The organism is Spirosoma flavum (assembly GCF_042686045.1).
In the GTDB taxonomy this organism is placed as follows: domain Bacteria; phylum Bacteroidota; class Bacteroidia; order Cytophagales; family Spirosomataceae; genus Spirosoma; species Spirosoma flavum.
In genome coordinates this window covers 1,235,504-1,255,708 of the sequence record NZ_JBHUOM010000001.1, presented here as the reverse complement: position 1 = coordinate 1,255,708, position 20,205 = coordinate 1,235,504, and the positions used below count along the sequence as shown (strand labels likewise).

Genomic DNA, 20,205 nt, shown 5'->3' with positions numbered 1-20,205 from the left:
GTTAGCCCTATTTTCTCTCGCCAGAGCCGTATAAATACGTTACAACTAGCTGTCCAAAAACATTTTACAAAACAACTAGTTGACATTAGAACAACAAAGAAAACGGAATATGAATATCATCGGCAATTTTTTACTCCCAAGCCCGCTCACCAAGCATGTGCAAGGCCGGCTTAACAATATACCCAATACCGCTATTTTATTGAGAGGGGTTGTGCCAACTAATCCTAGTCTACAAAGGGTCGTCATTAAAACAGACCTAACCGGGTGGCATCAGTTTGAACAGATAATTACTGAATACGGGATAGCCTGAACCTGATTTCTAAAACGTACGATCACCCTACTTGTCTCCAGATAAAGAAGTGGTCTGATTAAGTATAATAAAGATGCATTTTGACCTGACGGATTGGAAAACAGTTAGGCATAAAGACTCTGGTTGACTTTGGCCACCGAATCGTTTCCATCCAATTCCTAATGGGTATTAAAACTACTGGACGTTCTTTTTTATTATCTCAGTTCTCCCTACTTCCTGTAAAAGGAAGTTATCGAAAATGAGCAAGCCTATCCCACGCCCGGACGCCCATCTGCGCTTTCAATTTATTGAGGAATCTCAGCAGCGCGAATTACTTCAGCAGTTGGTAACTAACTCGCCTTCGGGCATCGTGGTCTTTGATGCTATTCGAAATACGGACAACGTCATTATTGATTTTAAACCCATTCTTTATAACCAGGCGGCCATAAATATTACGGGTGATTTAGAGGAGAACTTCCAGCAATTAACTCACCGCCAACGATTTCCCGAAGCCCAAAATCCGGGTCTGTTTGCTCAAGCGGTTACCGTGACCGAAGAGAAGTTAGTGCTTCAGGAAACCCGTTTTTATCCAGCCTGGAATAAGTGGTTAGACATCTCCAAGAGCCAGGTAAACGACGGTTTCATGATTGTTTTTACCGACATTACTCCTTTAAAGCAGTCGGAACAATCGCTTGAAGATATTCGTCAGCAACTCCAAAGGCGTAACCAGGAATTGCTGAAGGCCAACGAACGCCTGGAGCAGTTTGCCTCCGTTGCTTCTCATGATTTACAGGAGCCATTACGTAAGATTCAGCAATTTGGTGACCTTCTCAACCAGCAGTATTCGCCCAACCTAGATGATCATGGGCGGGATTTACTCCAACGCATGCAGGGCGCAGCAGGACGCCTGTTGACTCTAATTAAAAATTTGCTTGATTTTTCCAGTCTATCCAGGCAACCAGAAACATTCCGTCATCAGAATCTTAACCAAGTTGTAGACGCTGTACTGACGGCGCTGGAACTGATGGTGGCTGAGACGGGAGCAGTTGTTGAGGTAGGTTCATTAGGTACGCTAGTTGGGGAGGCTACCCAACTGGGTCAGCTGTTTCAGAACTTATTAACCAATGCACTCAAGTTTGCCAAGCCCGGAACACCACCTCATGTTCAGATTAGCCGTCAAGAGGTAGTTCTTGCCGATTTACCACCTGCTTTTGAGCCTCCAAGTGGTCAGACATCTTTTTATACCATCCGGGTTGTCGACCAGGGCATTGGCTTCAAACCGGAACAGGCCGAACAAATTTTTGGCACTTTTCAACGGCTGCACAGCAAGGGTCATTATCCAGGCACGGGCCTTGGCCTGTCGATCGCCAAAAAAGTAGTGACCAACCATGGGGGTTACATCATGGCCGAAAGTCAGCCTGGTCAAGGAGCAACATTTGTCATCTATCTACCAACGCCTAACCCAGCTTCCGAGTAATATAGCCTTTATATCACACAAAGTAAAGGGGCTAATTCTTACTAGAACCAGCCCCTTTACTTTGATATTAATATCTATCGTTATTTCTTAGCTGACACGATCAGGTCTTGCGCCATTTTTACATAATCTCCATTTTTCGCTTCCGTCGCTAACGTAACTGTTTTCTGGGCACTGGCAATTGCGCTAGTCTTGTCTTTAGTTTTTAATTCAATTCTGGCTTTCAGCAACATAATCCAGAAGGCCTTTGGGTTTTGCTCAGCCGCTTTATCGACCCAGTTCAGAGCTTGTTTCAAATCCTTATTGGTGTCATAATAATAACTGGCGGCTTCAAAATAGGCGGGCTTATCAGACGCTAAAGAAGCCTCGATATTCTTCAGGACAGTTTTGTCAATATCGGCAGTGATGGCAACGGGTACGCGGGTCTTGTCCCACATAATCTGTAATGTTGCCGAACTTGGTTGTATGTCGGCCACATCGATAGTAAAGGTCTCTACTTTATTGGTCAACGTAGTGGGCTTTACCTGAACCTTCAACACTTCGTTTTCTACTTTGTAATCACCCACATTAGCGCCTAATGTCAAGTCTTTGTATAACATTACATCCCAGGTATTTTTGTTGGGAATTGTTAAGAGTCCGTATGTACCGGCCTTCACGTCTTTTCCTTCCAGTTTAACATCTGTTGAGAATGTAATTTTAGTCGTTGCATTAGCACCAGTACGCCACACTTTGCCGTAAGGAACCAGATCGCCGAAAATCACACGACCTTTAGTAGCAGGTCTGGAGTATTCAAGTGTGAGATCACCTAAAGCAAAATCTTGCTTCGTCGTTTGTAACGGACTGGCAGCGGGCACTTTAAGCTGCGCATGGGAGATAGTAACTGAAAATAAGGCAAGCAGAATGGCTACCGTAACAGGCAGTTTTTTTGTATTCTTCATAGTAAAGAGAAGCAGAAACAATAGGTATATATTTGGTTATTAAGTGCCCAAAGGTACGAATTGTTGGTCCAGAAATGTCTTTGAAAATGAAACCCAAGGGTTAACAATGAATCTTTTGTGTTGACCGAAACAGAGCAATCCTGAGGATATATGGTACGGATATTATGTTAGCAAGGGCGGCACACCTGCAAAATCAAATCAAAAACGTTTAAAACGTCTCCTCAAAAACAATGGCTATCAGGCGGTGGACAAAAGAGCCTGGAAGATTGTTGACGATTGCGAATTGAGTTACAATGAATACGTTGTCGTAAAGACAAATAATGAAGCAATTTCACTAAGCTACCATGATAACACATCGCATCTGCTAACCGAAAAATGGATTTCTGGTACGCAGGCGAGGACTATTCATGGAAAAATCACGTGATGCCATACGGACATTTGGTGTTGGCAGTGATAAATCCTGCCTGTCATGATCAGACATGCCTAACGTATTGTAAAGAAACGAGTAACGTACGGTTGAGTTTTCACCGTGAGATCCTTGCGCGTTATATCCCGGTCGAAAGGGCGGTTGAGGTTATTACCCGCCAGATCTTCCAATCGGCTCTCAATTTGCAACCGATAGCGACCAGCTTTCCAAATCTCATCCGGTTTGAACCAGCCTTGTTTTTCTTCATTGCCAGGTTGCCATTTACCCGAAACAGGTTTTCCAGCTTCATTGATAATATGTAGAGTTTCCGTCAGTAAACTGTAATCGAGGGCCTCGCCGAAAGCCACTTCCAAGTGTTGTAGACTACCCGATTGTGGCTGGTGTATCGACCACAGAGACGGATTTGGTAACAGGCTATCCCGCTGACTAGCCAAGAACGTTTTTGTTGTTACCTTACCTAATGAGGCACCCTGCTCATCGGGCCATGCGGCAGAAACAACTAGCTGATAGTGAAGCCCGGTTTGTAAGGGAGACCCCAGTAATTTGTTCGGTTGCAGATCGCGCTTAATACGTCCGGGGTCAAGCCAAAGAGTCAGCAGAGTTCGGTCAGCGTTCCAAAGTTCTGGCTGGAGATCAAGAAATACGCTGGGTAGCGTGTCAGCATTGTTTTTCAGTAAGGAGACGTATTTCTGCGATTGCCCTTCCCGCATGGGCCGTGAGAAATGCAGGTAGATTTTCAGCAAATTATCAGGCAGCGAATCTTGAGACGGATAAATAGCCAGTAAGGACGGTTTGTCGCCGGGGGCCAAATCGGGAATAGAAACCTTGCTTACCTGTTTGCTTCTCAACCATATGGTGTAGTTCAGGCCACGGGTAAATGGGATCAGGGGCTCAAAAATAACTTCGTCGCTAGCCACTCGATAATGGCCTAGGATGGCGGTTTCTTTATTGGCGAGCCGTACCGCCAAAAGTTGATCCAGCGAATCATCAGAAGCGTCTCGTACGAACTGTTGGGGGATGGAAATCCCGGTAGCACGATTGCCATGCCAACGAATTTTGATACCGGTTTCCTGCGGCTGTTGGCATTCCAGCAGCGGCCAGGAAACAAAAAAAATCAGGCTATACACGGCGTATAACCTGATTAATAGTAAAGACCTATTTTTATAAAAACCGATCATTGGAGGTCCAAAGATCAAGATTACCATTTGATCGACGTTGCAATAAAATCATTCGTGTGTCGTCCAGTTTATCAAGCTGAACCACGTTTGTCAAGGGTAGAGAGACAAAATCCACACCGGCAGTAGCAAAGTTTTCTTCTACGGGTTTAGTCAGCGAGCCCTGGTAGCCCTCTAAATTTTTGTATCGAACTTTAAAGACAGGACGGCTTGAATTGGCCATGATTAAAAAAGATTCATTGCCTTTTTTCAACGTGATAATATCCAGGGGCGAATTACCACTACCCATTTCAGCAACAGTTCTTCCTTTTACATGGCTTCCGGCCTTTAATTCGTCCAGCGGAAATAAGACTAGCGGAGTGCAGGTATAGCTGGCCAAAAGATATTTTCTACCCTTTATTTCGGTCGTTGTAAAGGTCTTGATGGGAGCCATTGTTTCGTACTTGCCATGCGCAGCGTGGTAAATTTCGAGAGACGCCTGATCCTGAGTGTTTGTAAAAGGAAATGGAATGCTACGGAACGTAGAGCCAAATTCCTGATTCGATAACCCACTGACCAGAACTTTGCCATCGGCATACCCCATGTCAGAAATAGAGGCAATGCGCATAGATTCACCGCGTTTGTCTTTGGCATCTTCGGCGGGGGCATTGGCCAGTGCCAGCGTTGAAAACGGAATTTCTTTCAGCGATACGGCGGAGATTTTATCCCCTTCTATCTTAAGCAAAACAGGCGTACCATCGCTGTTCTGTACAGCGCAATACACATTTTTCGATCTTGGATTGACGGCAATATCCTGAATCGTGATGTTTTTTGCCTCGGTCCCTAGAAGAGTGGCAATCTTCTGATCAATATTTTTAATATCGATTTGGTTGGGCTTTTCAACCAGTCCAGCATCTTTGGTATCAATGGCGAAAACCGTCGCGCTTCGTCCATCACCAATGAACAACACGCCATCCGGACCAAACGTCAGGGAATTGATTGATTTGATATCGGGAGTTCCGGTCACAAGCCCATACTGGTTATGGATTGAGCGAGTGGTTGTGGCCAGCAATAAAAGTCCAGCAAAGCCAACGGCCAGCATGGAGTATGTTTTTTTCATGTTTGTAAAGGTTAGTTGTTTATGAACACGCGGTTAATTGGTTTACTACGTGAATGTAAGGAGATTAGCGGACGTTCCAAATCATCTTATACCGGTTTTCGCAATTTACAAGGCTATCACGTTAGCGGTTCATAGTCTATCTCTAAAAAATCGTCCACTTCCGTTAACCAATACGTTTCTACAAAATAAACGTGCGTTGGATGATTGGTATATTCTTCATAAAGCGTAGCGTTATCGAACTCCATTGATAGGCCAAAATCAAATTTATTCTTTCTGCTGATTTGCTTCAGACATTCAAATTTTTGCACACCGGGTATAGACGCTAATTTCTTTAAGGCAGTGAAAAAATCCAGCCCCTCCATAGACTTTTTTTGATTCTTAAGCGTAAAGGCAACTGTGTGTCGTATCATAAATTCCGTCTCCTATTTAAAAGATTGTGTTTGTACACATCTGTTAAATTCTACAAACTATTTCCAGTGGCGTACACCGTCTAAATTTTAAACTTATGAAACTGAATCAACCTCTACCCCCAGAAGAGGGCAAAGCTCCTTCTGGGGGTAGAGGTTGATTCAACGACGAAAGAGACTAAAGGTTTCTTAAGCCGACGTTATGGTTTTGGTCGATTGGCCGCTGGCGCAGCTTGTGGCTGACCACCTGCATCACCACCTTCACCTTTTACATCATCATTACTCACCGAGCGTGCTTTCCGGCGGGTTTCTTCAAAACTCATTTTGCCAATGCGGTACGTAAACGTCACTTTCACATTTGAGTTGTAAAGATGATTGACGTTGACTTGCGAAAGCAGGGGCGAATTCAGATTGGTACGCATCGTTATTCCGTTACCAAGGAAGTTCTCAGCCGCCAGCCCTATACTACCCCGCTTGCTCGCCAGGTCTTTTCTGACCCCCAGCGAGTACATATAGAAACTACCCATCGTCCCTTGCAACTGGGGATTTGGCCCACGAAAAAAGCTGAACACCTGAGCACTCCAGCCCTTATCCAGTTGCAATTGACTCATCAGACGTCCACCAATGCTTACGCCCGAATTACTGATTGTAACTGATTTACCGTCAGTTCCCTGAGTCAAGCCCTGCATGTACATATAGTAACCGTCCAGCCCGCCATTAACACTCCATTTCGCTGTGATGTTCGTGTTAAAAAATACGTTTGCCCCAACAGTACGTTGCACGCCAATATTCTGATAGGTGGTAATGATACTACCCGCCGGAAACCCGGATGTCAGCGAATCTGATGGTAGCCGGATTTGCGTAATGGCATTGTTGGTAAGCCGTCCGAATATGGCTGCGTTTAAGTAAGTTTTTTTAATTGTTGAACTCATACTTACCTCAACATTATCCGTTAGTTCAGGGCTTAACGTAGGATTTCCTACACTGATATTCTGTGGGTTAGCTGCATTAGGATTCGGATTTAGCTGTTGTAAACCTGGCCGCTGAATCCGGCGATTGTAGGCGGCCTTGAGTGTGCTGCCACCCTTCAGGCTTTTCGATACGTTAATGCTGGGCACCAAGTTTCCGTAATTAGGGATAGCCAATTTTGTCGTTTCGTTGGCCTTCGCCGAGATACCTGTATGCTCGTAGCGGGTACCGACCTTAAAGGTGTACTTATTCGATGTTACGTAGGTGTAAGAAATGTACCCGGCGCCTATATTCTGGTTATACATGAGCGACCCGGATGGATTGGTTGGGTCGAAGACTAGCTCACCCGTACTACCCCCAACCTGATACTGATAATGGCTATCTACCTGTCGCATAATGGCTTTACCACCAAACTCCAGCAATTGCTTGGTACCAATGGGCGTTTGGTAATCGGTCTGTAAAGTCATTTCCTGATTCGTATTATTGTTCAGGTTCCGCTGACGAGCGGTTAATTCTCCCGTTTGACCCAGTATATCCGCATAAAAATTATTCACTAAACCCGTTCGGCTGTACTGCGTTGAGATACTCCATTCCTGCTGCGGTTTGAACGTACGAACGTAATCCAGATTCATATCAACTGAGTTGGAAAGGTCTTTCCGGTTTACGTCGCGGTTGGTCATGCTCAGCAGCGAGTCGTACGAAAAGGTGCTGGTTAACTGGCTCTGCTGCTGAACAAAATTTCGGGTACCGTAGCGGATGTTGGCCGTCAGCGACTGATTTTTGGCAAGATCATAGTCGAAACCCAATGTGTATTGACCAAACAAAGGCTTATCGAAGGCAGTAGCTTGCTGGCTGGTTCGAATCGGCTGACCGCCTACCAGCGTGGTTTGCTCTAATGTAGACGATGCCCGGTTGTACATGGCCCGCCCAAAACCACCCAGGCTGATCCCTAGTTTACCCTGCCGATAGGAACCATTGAGCCCCAGGTTCGACGCGCGCAGACCTACGCCAGCATCTACGTTCAGGGTCAGGCCATGCAGGGTGTTCTTTTTAGTCACGATGTTGATAATCCCGGCGGCACCTTCGGCGTCGTACTTGGCCGAGGGACTGGTGATAACCTCAACAGATTTAATCATGTCGGCGGGAATCTGCTTGAGCGCGTCAGCTACACTGGCAGCCACAATTGTGCTGGGTTTATTATTGATCAATACCCGAATATTCTGGCTGCCCCGCAAGCTAACGTTGCCATCCAGATCAACCGACAGCATCGGCACACGCTTTAGTACGTCGCTCGCATCGCCACCTTTGGACGTCATATCCTTGTCTGCGTTGAAGACAAGCCGGTCCACTTTTTCTTCAATCAGAGCGGCCTGACCCGTTACGGTCACTTCGCCCAATGTACGAACATCGGCTGGGAGTTTCACCGATCCCATAGCCAGAACGGTACCTTTCTCGATTATGAATGCTTTGGAATCTTTGTTTTTGTAGCCGATAAACGAGTATTGAAGCCGATACTCACCCGGCGCTAGTTTGGCCAGCGAAAAATTACCTTTGGCATCCGACGTGGTGCCGTCAATGGGCTTGTTGGTTTTGACATTCATCAGAGCAATGGTCGCGAACTCAACGGGTTTGCCGGAGGTCGAATCCACCAGAAGTCCCGTTACCTTGCCATTTCCTTTTGGTGTTTCTTCAGCCGTACCCGTAAATTCTGTTTTTTTACGACGATCATCCTGCCCGCCCATACCCGGAGGCCCGCCCGGTCCACCACCTGGAGGACCAAATTGAGCATAGGTTGTACGAATTTGAGTCAGACCGCTCCAGAGTCCAAGTGTTAGTAGCAGAAATAGAAATTTTTTAATCATGACCAGTGCTGATTGATAGGTCAAAACAACACCGATTCGGGCAATCGTAAAAACGCAATAGACCACGGGGTTACAAACATCGACAGATACCCGATTTTAGCCGATAGAATGAATTTTTGGGACTGGGTAGCTTACCTTGACCCGTCTGTCGAGTAGAATGCCCTAACTATCGGCAAATTCGGGGTAACCAGCGATTGACTACATAGTAAATTAGAATTTGACGTAAACTTGTAGTGATTCAACTTGTTATGGCTGCTACCCTGTTTTCCCGCCGATACGTTTCACTCCTAAGTCATTTACTTGGCTGGGGCTTACTGGGCTACCTGCTTTTTTTCGCCCAGTCCTTTAGTATGGAAATCCACCTACCCGATGTATTTTGGATCAGGCAGGGCATTTTTTTCTGTTTGATGGTGGGCACCTTCTATCTAAATTCACAACTGCTAGTAACGCGGCTATTATTACTTGACCAGACGGGCCGCTATCTGCTGGCTCTGACGGGCATCATCATTTTTATTATTCTTACCCTTTGGGGCATTGAAAACTGGTTTAACCTACCGATACTAATGCATCGGGCCTTTCACCCCGATGGGGGTGGTCAACCTAAACTTTACGGGTGGATTCAGCCAGCCTTATTTACGATTTTACTTGTGTTAGGTATCAGCACCAGCCTTGCATTACTACAAAAGTGGCAGAATGATGCTAACCTGCGACTGGCTTTAGAACAGGCTAAAACAACCTCAGAACTCTCGTTTCTTAAAGCTCAGATTAACCCCCACTTTTTCTTTAATACGCTCAACAACATCTATGCGCTGACGTTGCTTGATGTAGAGACGGCGCGCGAAGCCCTGCACCGGCTCTCGCGGATGATGCGTTACGTGCTGTACGAAACCCAGACGGGCACGACGCTACTCAGCAAAGAATTAGCGTTTGTAAGCGACTATATCCAGCTTATGCAACTCCGGCTAACCGATAAAGTAACCGTTACGCTCGATTCACCAGACCCCCTGCATGACCGGCCCATTGCGCCAATGTTGCTTCTACCCTTCGTGGAGAATGCATTCAAACACGGCGTCAGCGCGTTGCAGCCGAGTCAGATTCGCATTACTATTCAGCAGCAACAGAATCAGTTATTGCTGGATGTCCGGAATACATTATTTATGGATAAAACGCCCTCCCTCGAAGTGGGCAACGGCATTGGCCTGACCAATACCCGTCGACGGCTCGATCTACTTTATCCGGATCGGTATGTACTACAAATTAATGAGCACACGCCAGCGGGTGAGTATCAGGTTCATTTAACTCTTGACCTAACATGATACTTACCTGCATCGCCGTGGACGATGAACCACTGGCTCTGGGCTTGGTTGGTGCTTTCATCGAAAAAACGCCTTTCCTGCAATTGGTGGGTCGATACAGCAGTGCCGTGGAAGCCTTGCAGGGTTTAATGGCGGGTCCGGTAGATATTATTTTTTTAGATATCCAGATGCCGGATCTGACCGGTCTGGAACTGGCCCGTGTTCTGGAACGGAGTAATAGAGGTGCACACACCACCCGAATTATTTTCACGACGGCTTTCGATCAGTTTGCCCTCGATGGCTTTCGGGTAGATGCGCTGGATTATTTGCTAAAACCGTTCAACTACGAAGAGTTTTTGCGGGCGGCTAGTAAGGCTCGTCAGTATTTCGAGTTGGTGCAACGGGTTGAATCCACACCGGTTGCCATCTCTCAAGCCGCTCCTGTCGAGGCAACTGAAGACTACTTATTTCTGAAAATAGAGTATCAATTAGTCCGTGTTGCGTTCAATGATATTTTATACATTGAGGGGCTGAAGGATTATGTGAAAGTCTACCGCCAGAGTGACCCGACTAAGCCTTTGTTGTCATTAACGAGCTTGAAAGCACTGGAAGAGAAGTTACCTTCCCGACAATTTATGCGGGTCCACCGGTCGTATATCGTTTCCCTGAAGAATATTAATGCCGTCACGCGCAATTCGGTACAGATCGGCGTTACAACCATTCCCGTTAGCGATCAATACAAAGATGTGTTTGGTGAGTTTATTAGCCGATGGCTGTAGAAGTAGTCATCTCGTCTATTACTATCCGGTATTTGGTCAAAGGCAAACTGCTGATGCCGGCAACCTATCAATACCCCGATGTACAGTAGGTTAATTCATAAAAAAGGCCCTGACGTTTGCCAGGACCTTTCTGTCTCCAGACTAAGAATCTAAATGGGGATACTCTTTTTTAGCTAACCAGAAAGTTGATCGCCTGCTTGAGAGTTCGCTCGTTGTGGCTTTCCGGATCCGTATACGACCGTTCACCAACCTCAATCGTAAGTTCCTTGCCTATAAGTTGTTTGGTATCAAGGTCTTTTCCTTCCTGAGCCGTCACACCCGCCATCTCAAACAAACTTACAATAGCAGGCATGCCCGCCGGTGATTGGTAAAACCGGTGCGACACATAACCTTCTTCATTCTCAAAGCGGACCGCAAAAAACGGAATCCCTTTGTATTCACTCGACCCTTCATCAATATGAGTGATCGTAACATTTTGCTGGCCATCGGCCAATAACGTCTTATCCTGCCCTTTTTCTACTGCGATTTTCATAACGACAAGCTTATGTTTTATATATATTATAAACAGCGCACGACTTCATTTGTTTGACAAAAACGGTAGATAATTTAAGGTAAAATGGATAAATATGACCTATTTAGTAGTAACTAAGTGATTTATTGTATTTTATTTGTATTATACAAATGCGTATTTTAACGATCTAATTAGAAGGCGGTGGAGCAAGTAAATAATCGCAAAATTATTCACGTTGATATGGATGCCTTCTATGCATCAGTCGAGCAGCGCGACACGCCTGACCTTCATGGTAAGCCCGTGGCGGTGGGTGGTTCCCGGCAGCGTGGTGTAGTAGCAGCCGCCAGCTACGAAGCCCGGCAGTTTGGCGTACGCTCAGCTATGGCCTCTTCCATCGCTATCCGCAAATGTCCAGACCTGATTTTTGTTAAACCTCGATTTGACGTTTACAAAGCCGTTTCTCAGCAGATACGAACCATTTTTGCTCAGTATACTCCCCTGTTTGAGCCGCTCTCTTTAGATGAAGCCTACCTGGATGTAACAGATAATCTGGCCGAACACGACTCGGCCACTCAGACAGCGCAGGCGATTAAAGATCAGATTCGGCAAGAAACAGCCCTGACCGCTTCGGCAGGCGTATCCTATAACAAATTTCTGGCTAAACTAGCCTCGGATTACCTGAAGCCCGATGGTTTATTTGTTATCAAACCGCATCAGGGCTCGTTTTTTGTAGAAGGCTTGGCGGTAGGTCAATTTCACGGTGTTGGTCGGGTGACCGCTTTGAAAATGAATCAGTTAGGCATCTTCACGGGATTAGATCTACGGCAACAGGATGAAGCGTTTTTAACCCGGCATTTCGGTAAAGTGGGGCATCACTATTACTCCATTGCCCGCGCTATTGATCACCGACCGGTAACACCCAATCGAGAACGTAAATCGGTTGGTTCAGAAACAACGTTTGAACAGGACTTACTCGATCCTGCAGACTTAACCGAGGCATTGCATCCGTTATTGGCTAGTGTGTGGTCCTATTGTGAGCGAACGGGGGTGCTTGGCCGAACGGTCACGTTGAAGGTAAAATATTCAGACTTTCAACAGATCACCCGCAGTCGTACTGTGCTTAGTTCCATAAGCGGTCTATCGCTGTTTACCCAAGTAAGTCTCGATTTACTGGCTTCCCTATTACCCCTACCGAAAGGAGTTCGTTTGCTGGGCGTTTCTTTATCAAGCCTTCAGAGCGTGTCGGCGGTGCCAGAAGGACAATTAAAATTGGGATTCTAATTTCTAAAGTGAGGTAGGCTGTAATTCCGTTCGCACATAGCGGTCGTAAAGTATTTTTCCCAACAGGTTGGGCGCAAAATCATAAGAAATTGTCGAAAAACTAGCTCGCAACCCGTCTGAACATACTACCAGGATAGTGGTAAAGGGGACTTTATTGACTAAAAGCAGTTCAAAAATTAATATGTCGGAGACTCCAACCCATAGCACAAACCTGTAATCTACAGCTTAAATTGAGCAATCGACCACATGGTCTATCATTCAACTGGCAGGCTGTCTCAGGATACTTTCGTACCTTGCCGTCTGTTTGGACTATGAAGTGGTCCATCACATACCCTTTTTTACTTACTGAACCCCCGTTCCTGCCACTGGGATAGGATTACTGCTGATGGGCTTGCCCTCTGATAGTGAGACTACTTATCTGTGACGTAGCGGTTTCGACCCAAAACTAATTCCTACTTTGGGAATTATTGAAAGTGAAAAATTCCTGACAAGTTCATACTCATTAAATTTATCCAGCGACAAGCTTTTATTACCGTGTTGACGAACCCCGGTGAATTGCCGCTAATTATCTGACAATTAAATTACCTTATTCATGAGCAAAGAAGCGTATATCACGAAAGTAGTTGAGTGGGTGCGAGTACGTGGTTATAACGACATCAGGGCCAATACCGAAGGCTATCAAACGCCCATTTCTTATGGTCGTCAGCAAGATAGCGAACAGTTCATTCCTGACGTAACGGGAAAGCAATTTGATCAGGAATCGTATTTCGAGGTGATCTTAAAAACCAACGCTGCCGATGCAAGTCATCTACTGTCCAAGCTAAAGTTACTGAGCCAGCTAGCAGCCGTTAAGGGTGGCAAACTTTTTCTGATGTCGCCCAGAGGTCACCGGTCCTTTGCGAAAGAAGTACTTGTTGAGACTAACATTGTCGCCGAAGTGATCAATTTGCCTTAAACAAGCGATCTCGTTTGTTATAATCGTAACTGAGCCGTGTAGCCATGTACGTACCCGTATTGGCAAGCACAGAAACGCCTTTAATTCTGAACACTTTCTATGACTTGTGGGTAGTAAACCATATAGTCAGTTTCGCCAGTTTATGTCTCTTTTCGTTATCGTCCGACATGGGCAATCGCAGTGGAATTCCGAAAATCGTTTTACGGGTTCGACCAACACTCCTTTAACTGATCTTGGCCGACACGAAGCCCGTGAAGCCGGGGTTCTGCTAAAGGCAAACCACCCACCCAACTTTAGCATTGGCTTTACGTCTGTTCTACAGCGGGCTATCGAAACGATGGCTATTATTCTGGACGAAATCGGCCAGGCAGATTTACCCGTTGAGCAGAATGCGGCCCTCAACGAACGTATGTACGGCGATTTGCAGGGCATGAATAAGCATGAAGCAGAAGATCGCTTTGGCGCTGATCAGGTTTTCCGGTGGCGACGCAGCTATACTGACCAACCCCCTAATGGCGAGAGTTTAGCCGATACGCGGGCTCGGGTAATCCCATATTTCAAAACCGCTATTTTACCACATCTGCAAGCCGGGGAAGCAACGCTGGTAGTCGCCCACGGCAATAGTCTGCGGGCGTTACTGATGGAGTTGGAACATATCAGCCCAGAGGACATTGAAAAAATCGAATTAGCCACTGGTATTCCACGTCAGTACGACTATGATTCCACGACGGGCACCTTTCGATTACTACCGACGTAACCTGTAAATTCGTGCCGTTGCAAACTACTTATAATCAGATAAAAAACAACAAACAGTAAGCGAATGAAAGCCGTTGTGTTAAGCGATTGGGGTGGCGCAGAAAATTTTGCCATTCAGGATATACCCCAACCAGCCATCAAGCCCGATGAAGTACTGGTGAAGGTTAAGGCGTTTGGTGTAAACCCCGCCGACTATAAGGCACGCACTGGCACTGCCCCTTATTCTCAAAATTATTCTCACCCTATTGTTCTTGGCTGGGACATGGCTGGTGAAGTGGTTGAGGTAGGTCGCGATATAACAGATTTTAAATTAGGCGATGCTGTTTACGGCATGGTCAACTTTCCCAATCCCGGCAATGCCTATGCGGAGTATGTAGCTGCACCAGCCGCAAATCTGGCTCTAAAACCAGCCACCCTATCGTTTGAAGAAGCCGCAGCCGCTCCGCTGGCCGTGTTGACGGCTTGGCAGTCGCTGACTGAGCATGGTCACCTGGAAGCGGGCCAAAAGGTGCTTGTTCAGGCGGCATCAGGCGGGGTAGGTCACCTTGGAGTTCAATTAGCGAAGGCGCTTGGTGCCTATGTGATTGGTACTGCTTCGGGCAAAAATGAAGCCTTTGTCCGGTCGCTGGGAGCCGACGAATTTGTTGATTACACCCAAAACAGTGTCGAGGAGTTGGTGAGTGATATTGACCTTGTTTTTGACACGGCGGGAATCGATACAATTTTTTCGTCAGCTAAAGTTCTCAAACCAAATGGACGGTTGATCTCCATTGCCTATGGGGCAATGGATAAAGTGCTGGCCGTTCGACCCGACATTCACGCCGAGCGAATTCTGGTACACACCAGTGGCGACGACCTGCGAACCATCAATAAGTTTATCGATGAGGGCAAACTAAAAATTACGGTGAGTGAGGTACTGCCCGCCGATCAGATTGCCGATGCACATCTAAAATTAGAAAGTCGCCGGACTACGGGGAAGATTGTCCTGACATTCTAATCAATAGATTTTACATCAAAAAGTGGTCTATCATCGTCATATCCTGGAGATATGACGATGATAGACCACTTTTTGTAAATACACCTAGCTCACGTCTTACGTTTCTTCTTCCGGGCCGACGGGAACAAAACATTGTTTAGAATCAGCCTGTAACCCGGTGAATGTGGGTGCAGATTCAGGTCGGTAGGGTTGCGAAAACCGCCACCACCCCGTATGCCTTCTGGGTCATGACCGCCGTAGAATGTCCATTGGCCTTTGCCCGATTCACCGTAGATGTAACGGTCGGAGGTTTTGCTTTCCCCCATAACTAAGGTACTCGGTTTGACGGCTGTTTTTCGAAAGGCAGTTGTCTGGCCGAAGAACTCTTTGATAATGGATTCATGATTCTGGGTGAGCATGGACGGAATCAGGTCCCACTTAGCCGAGAAATTGAACAACTCAAAAAATCCTCCCGGCTGGTCAAACCCGCGCCCCCCGGCCGAATTAATATCAGAAAACGTAGAGAAGCCCCGGTATCCATTATCGCCTTCGAGCGTAAAGTTGGTAAACGCAAACGTTTTGGTGAAATCAAGTTTCGCCTGAGCATTGGGGTCCATATCGTCGCCGTCATAACTACTGCCCACAATATCAACGCCTTCTGCGGCCAGGGCAATATCAAGCGTTTCGGCTGCCGAACACATGGCGAACAAGTACCCACCACCCGCGCAGAATGCCTTGATTGACTTGGCAACGGCGAGTTTCATCTGCGACACTTTTGAATAGCCGTACTTGCGTGCGATATCTTCCTGCGCTTTAATATCGGTGAGGGACTGCCGGTGGATATTGCGCCCGAACTGCCCGGTAAAATCTTCATGGTGCAGGTGCAGCCAGTCGTATTTAGGCAGGTCGCCTTTTAGTACTTCCTCATCATAGACAACCTCGTAGGGAATTTCTGCGTATGTCAGCACCAGCAGCACAGCGTCGGTATTTTCGAACTCGGCCGGACTAACCTTAATAGGCGAGTACACAATAATTTTGGCCGCTTTCTGAAGCGTCACCACGTTCATGTTCAGGTCAGGATCGGCTAGTTGCTGCCGGATGGATGCGGCTTTGGCATCGGAAATGGTCTCAAAGGAGACGCCCCGCACGCGACATTCCGTTTCGATGGCAACTGTCTGTTTGACCATAAAGCTGCCTCCCCGATAGTTCAGTAACCAATCAACGTCCTGATCTTCTTTGAGCACTTTATAGGCGATACCATAAGCCTTGAGGTGATTCGCCTGCTTGTCGTCCATCGGAATCAGGATCGAATTAGCCCAACCTGGAACGGCCTGACTGATAATTGCCAACAATAACAGAAAAGATAGGTGCTGTTTCATAGAGTACCTTATTTTTGACCCAACGTTACTAACCCATTACCGAACCAATCATCTTATGGTCTGGAATTTTCCAAAAATTATTCGTTACGGTATCACGCCACTCGTTTGTCTTTCATTGGCTATAGCCTGTAGCCGCCATTCCTTACCAGCCAATCTACTCATGGTCGAAACCGGCGTATCGCAGACATTGGCCAAAGCCAGAAAGCAGATAATTAGCCAACTGGCCTATTCTCTAAAGTTCGACATTCCAGCGCAGAAAAACCAACCTATTCCAGCCACTGAGACAATTACCTTTACCTGGCAGAAAATTAACGATTCTCTCCAACTCGACTTTAAGGAAGAACGCGCTCATATCCAGAATGTTTCAGTCAACGAAACTACTATTCCAGTAGTGTTCAAGCAGGAACATTTGCTGATTCCTGCTGCGTTTTTGAAGCCGGGTACCAACACTGTTTCCATCCAGTTTATAGCGGGAAATTTGTCTCTTAATCGTAACGATGAATACCTGTACACATTGCTCGTTCCCGACCGCGCCCGCACGGTTTTTCCCTGCTTCGATCAACCCGATCTGAAAGCCACATTTCAAGTCTCACTGACAATTCCGGCTGGTTGGCAGGCAATGACTAATGCACCCATGAAAGACTCATCCGTTACAGGTGGTCGCAAAACGGTGAATTTCCTAGCATCAGATCGCATTCCTACTTATTTGTTCTCCTTCGTAGCCGGAAAATTCACGCCCGTAACACGCACACCGAATGGCCGACCGATGACGTTGCTCCACCGCGAAACCGACTCGACCAAGCTGCGACTAAGCACTGATTTACTCTTTTCACTTCATGCCGATGCGCTGCGTTTTCTGGAAGATTTCACCCAGATTCCGTACCCATTTCAAAAGTTCGATTTCGTGGCCGTACCCGATTTCCAATACGGTGGCATGGAACATACGGGCGCTATTGATTACCGCTCATCGGCTTTGTTCCTGGATAATGGGGCCACGCGCGATCAGCGGCTATCCCGCGCCCACGTAATTGCCCACGAAACGGCGCACATGTGGTTTGGCGATTTAGTGACCATGCGCTGGTTCGATGATGTCTGGCTAAAGGAAGTGTTTGCCAATTTCATGGCTGACAAGATTATGGAAGTCTCCTCACCCGACGCCAATTATAACCTTCAATTTGTGGTCGATCATTTCCCAGCAGCTTATGGCGTTGATCGCACGGAGGGAGCCAACCCAATTGGGCAACCGCTGGTCAATTTGCAGGAAGCCGGTTCGCTCTACGGAGGCATTATTTATCACAAGGCTCCCATCATGATGCGACAACTGGAGCAACTGATGGGCAAAACTGCCCTCCGCGATGGGTTGCGGGAATATCTCAAAAAATATGCATCTGACAATGCTAGCTGGACCGATTTGATTAGCATTTTAGACACGCACACCCCTGCTGATCTGCAAACCTGGAATCGCGTTTGGGTCAACGAAACGGGCCGACCTAAATTCACGTATCAGCTCGACAAACAGGCGGGGAAAATCAGCCGCTTCGTTATTTCGCAAACGGCTGAAGACGGCTCTAGCCGGTTGTGGCCGCAGAGTTTTGAACTAGCTCTGGTCTACCCCGATCATGTTGATGAGGTGATGGTAAACATGAACCAGCCACAGATTATGCTGACCGAAGCTGTTGGCAAACCTGCGCCATCGTTTGTCGTGTTCAACGCATCGGGCCAGGGGTACGGTATTTTCCCGGTTGATACCGCTATGATTTCAGCTTTGGCTACCTTGAAAAATCCGGTGACGCGGGCCTCAGCGTATATCAATCTATACGAAAACATGCTCTCAGGACAAGCAGTAACTCCTGCTCAATTAGCGACGACTTACCAGAATTTATTGAGCCATGAGCCCGAAGAACTGAACCTTCGTTTGCTAACAAGCCAGTTGTCAGACATTATCTGGACGCTAACCAAGCCCGAAGCTCGAACAGTGCTTGTCGCTTCAGTAGAGCAAGAGACTTGGCGGGCAATGGAGCAGGAAACGGCCGCCGGTAAGAAGAAACTGTTGTTCAGATTATACCAGAACATAGCCCTCAGCACCGAGGCCCGCGACCGGCTTTATGCAATCTGGAATGACCAGAAAGCGCCAGCAGGTGTTACGCTCACCGAAGACGATTACACTTCACTAGCCCTCGCTTTGGCCATTCGAGACTATCCAGTCGAAGGAATCTTGACTAAACAATTAACTCGAATTAAAAACCCGGACCGACGAAAGCGCCTAGAATTTATGATGCCCGCCCTTTCGTCAAACGGAGCGGAGCGTGATGCGTTTTTTGCATCAATGGCCAGCGAAACCAATCGTGAACATGAAGCCTGGGTAACAGCCGCGCTGGGTTATCTACACCATCCGCTCAGAATGGAGACTTCAGCAAAGTACTTACCCAAGAGCTTAGATTTGTTGGAAGAGATTCAGCGGACGGGCGATATTTTCTTTCCTGAATCGTGGCTTCGTTCGATATTATCGAGTTACCAGACGCCCGAAACGGCTCAGTTAGTACGCAAATTCCTGGCCGACCGACCTGACTATAATGCCCGTTTACGAGCCAAACTTTTGCAAGCCGCCGATGGGACTTTCCGGGCTAGTAAATTGGTATATCGGCCATGATGAACGGCAATTCATTTCCCGCTACTACCCCTGAGATGGCCACCGAGCGGTTTATCGTAAAAAACGAGTCGTGGGCAGAACGGTTTAAGGCTAACTTTAACCAGTTTATTGTCGCCCCTCTTGAATATAGTTGGCCCGTTATCAAGCTTCCACTCCCACCTTCCCGAACAAGCAATCATGTCCTTATTCTTGTTACGGCAGGGCAAGTTGACATAACGATTGGTCATCAGGCGTATACAGTAGAAACTCAGAAACTGGTCATTGTTCCGGCCTTGCAAATCTTCGCGATACAAGCGATTCGGGAAGATTCAGTAGGATTTATGTGTTTTTTCAGTCAGGAGTTACTACTTAATTCGGTCAGCGATACTGACTTTGATTTCCTGAAACTGACAGGCAACCCACTTGTTTCGCTGTCAACATCGCAAACGACCTATATAACGAATATTTTCGACCGGCTGACAGGCGAATACAACGAAAACGGCTCAGCAAAAACTGATCTTATCCGTCCTTACTTAGTGGCCTTACTAGTCGAAATCAGTCGGGCTTATATCGGGACAATGGCTACAAAAACAAACGCTGGTGACCGGCTCGTGCAACGATTTATGGACCTACTCCCGACCCAGGTTCGGATTAACCGATTGGTTAGCCATTATGCTGACCAACTAAATGTTAGTCCAAACCATCTCAATAAAATAATCAAATTCCGAACGGGGAAATCACCTTCTGTGTGGATTGACGAACGAGCTGTTCTGGAAGCCAAAGTCCTGCTATTTCAATCCAGTCTGACAATTGCACAAGTTGCCCACGAAATGGGGTTCGACGATCAGTCAAATTTTGGTAAACTATTTCGAAAATACGCTCAGGTAAGTCCGACTGATTTTCGTAGCCGGTGCGCCGAACCGTTCGTAGTTACAAACGGAATGATTGATTCCGACCTATCTTAGCCGGTTTAAGTCTATTCTGCAATGACATTATTAACTGAC

General features: G+C 46.8%; 16 protein-coding genes. 9 read left to right on the top strand and 7 right to left on the bottom strand.

Annotated elements, in window-relative coordinates; genetic code table 11:
- The first annotated feature begins 548 nt into the window (after nt 1-548).
- A complete protein-coding gene (locus tag ACFS25_RS05115) occupies nt 549-1,766 on the top strand; it encodes a sensor histidine kinase (RefSeq protein WP_381497332.1) in 1,218 nt (405 codons plus the stop codon).
- A gap of 80 nt (nt 1,767-1,846) precedes the next feature.
- Here ACFS25_RS05115 and ACFS25_RS05110 read toward each other — a convergent pair whose 3' ends face one another.
- The 5 genes from ACFS25_RS05110 to ACFS25_RS05090 form a co-directional block, all read right to left on the bottom strand.
- Entirely contained in the window at nt 1,847-2,701 is an 855-nt protein-coding gene (locus ACFS25_RS05110) for a DUF2911 domain-containing protein (RefSeq protein WP_381497331.1), read from the bottom strand.
- 483 nt (nt 2,702-3,184) lie between these two features.
- Nucleotides 3,185-4,255, bottom strand: coding sequence for an Ig-like domain-containing protein (locus tag ACFS25_RS05105; RefSeq protein ID WP_381497330.1), 1,071 nt, complete (start codon nt 4,253-4,255; stop codon nt 3,185-3,187).
- Between the two features lie 34 nt (nt 4,256-4,289).
- Nucleotides 4,290-5,402, bottom strand: a complete 1,113-nt coding sequence (locus tag ACFS25_RS05100) for a hypothetical protein (protein ID WP_381497329.1) — start codon at nt 5,400-5,402, stop codon at nt 4,290-4,292.
- Nucleotides 5,403-5,518: 116 nt separating this feature from the next.
- Nucleotides 5,519-5,812: a Dabb family protein gene (locus ACFS25_RS05095; protein WP_381497328.1), complete on the bottom strand. Its 294-nt coding sequence runs from the start codon at nt 5,810-5,812 to the stop codon at nt 5,519-5,521.
- Between the two features lie 197 nt (nt 5,813-6,009).
- The gene (locus tag ACFS25_RS05090) at nt 6,010-8,640 is read right to left on the bottom strand and encodes an outer membrane beta-barrel protein (protein WP_381497327.1); all 2,631 of its coding nucleotides are present in this window, start codon (nt 8,638-8,640) and stop codon (nt 6,010-6,012) included.
- 248 nt (nt 8,641-8,888) lie between these two features.
- Here ACFS25_RS05090 and ACFS25_RS05085 point away from each other — a divergent pair, with 248 nt between their 5' ends.
- Both ACFS25_RS05085 and ACFS25_RS05080 read left to right on the top strand, forming a co-directional pair.
- On the top strand, nt 8,889-9,956 hold the full coding sequence (locus ACFS25_RS05085; RefSeq protein WP_381497326.1) for a sensor histidine kinase: 1,068 nt from the start codon (nt 8,889-8,891) through the stop codon (nt 9,954-9,956).
- Nucleotides 9,953-10,714: a LytR/AlgR family response regulator transcription factor gene (locus ACFS25_RS05080; RefSeq protein ID WP_381497325.1), complete on the top strand. Its 762-nt coding sequence runs from the start codon at nt 9,953-9,955 to the stop codon at nt 10,712-10,714. Before ACFS25_RS05085 ends, ACFS25_RS05080 begins: the two co-directional genes overlap by 4 nt.
- Nucleotides 10,715-10,883: 169 nt before the next feature.
- Here ACFS25_RS05080 and ACFS25_RS05075 read toward each other — a convergent pair whose 3' ends face one another.
- Nucleotides 10,884-11,246 carry a hypothetical protein gene (locus ACFS25_RS05075; RefSeq protein ID WP_381497324.1) on the bottom strand — a complete coding sequence of 121 codons (363 nt, stop codon included), beginning with the start codon at nt 11,244-11,246 and terminating at the stop codon, nt 10,884-10,886.
- A gap of 180 nt (nt 11,247-11,426) precedes the next feature.
- On the opposite strand from ACFS25_RS05075, the gene dinB reads away from it, so the two are divergent.
- From dinB to ACFS25_RS05055, 4 genes are all read left to right on the top strand, one after another.
- Complete coding sequence (dinB, locus tag ACFS25_RS05070; RefSeq protein WP_381497323.1) at nt 11,427-12,506, top strand: DNA polymerase IV; 1,080 nt, start codon at nt 11,427-11,429, stop codon at nt 12,504-12,506.
- 592 nt (nt 12,507-13,098) lie between these two features.
- Complete coding sequence (locus ACFS25_RS05065; protein WP_381497322.1) at nt 13,099-13,461, top strand: hypothetical protein; 363 nt, start codon at nt 13,099-13,101, stop codon at nt 13,459-13,461.
- A 142-nt stretch (nt 13,462-13,603) separates the two neighbouring features.
- Complete coding sequence (locus ACFS25_RS05060) at nt 13,604-14,218, top strand: 2,3-bisphosphoglycerate-dependent phosphoglycerate mutase (protein ID WP_381497321.1); 615 nt, start codon at nt 13,604-13,606, stop codon at nt 14,216-14,218.
- 63 nt (nt 14,219-14,281) lie between these two features.
- Nucleotides 14,282-15,214: an NADP-dependent oxidoreductase gene (locus tag ACFS25_RS05055; RefSeq protein WP_381497320.1), complete on the top strand. Its 933-nt coding sequence runs from the start codon at nt 14,282-14,284 to the stop codon at nt 15,212-15,214.
- 89 nt (nt 15,215-15,303) lie between these two features.
- Here the strand turns inward: ACFS25_RS05055 and ACFS25_RS05050 are convergent, their stop codons facing one another.
- Nucleotides 15,304-16,572 carry an asparagine synthetase B gene (locus ACFS25_RS05050; RefSeq protein WP_381497319.1) on the bottom strand — a complete coding sequence of 423 codons (1,269 nt, stop codon included), beginning with the start codon at nt 16,570-16,572 and terminating at the stop codon, nt 15,304-15,306.
- Between the two features lie 55 nt (nt 16,573-16,627).
- On the opposite strand from ACFS25_RS05050, the gene ACFS25_RS05045 reads away from it, so the two are divergent.
- Together ACFS25_RS05045 and ACFS25_RS05040 are read left to right on the top strand one after the other, a co-directional pair.
- Nucleotides 16,628-19,222 (top strand): M1 family metallopeptidase, encoded by a 2,595-nt coding sequence (locus tag ACFS25_RS05045; protein ID WP_381497318.1) that lies wholly within the window; start codon nt 16,628-16,630, stop codon nt 19,220-19,222.
- Nucleotides 19,219-20,166 carry a helix-turn-helix domain-containing protein gene (locus ACFS25_RS05040; protein WP_381497317.1) on the top strand — a complete coding sequence of 316 codons (948 nt, stop codon included), beginning with the start codon at nt 19,219-19,221 and terminating at the stop codon, nt 20,164-20,166. Before ACFS25_RS05045 ends, ACFS25_RS05040 begins: the two co-directional genes overlap by 4 nt.
- Nucleotides 20,167-20,205 lie beyond the last annotated feature (39 nt).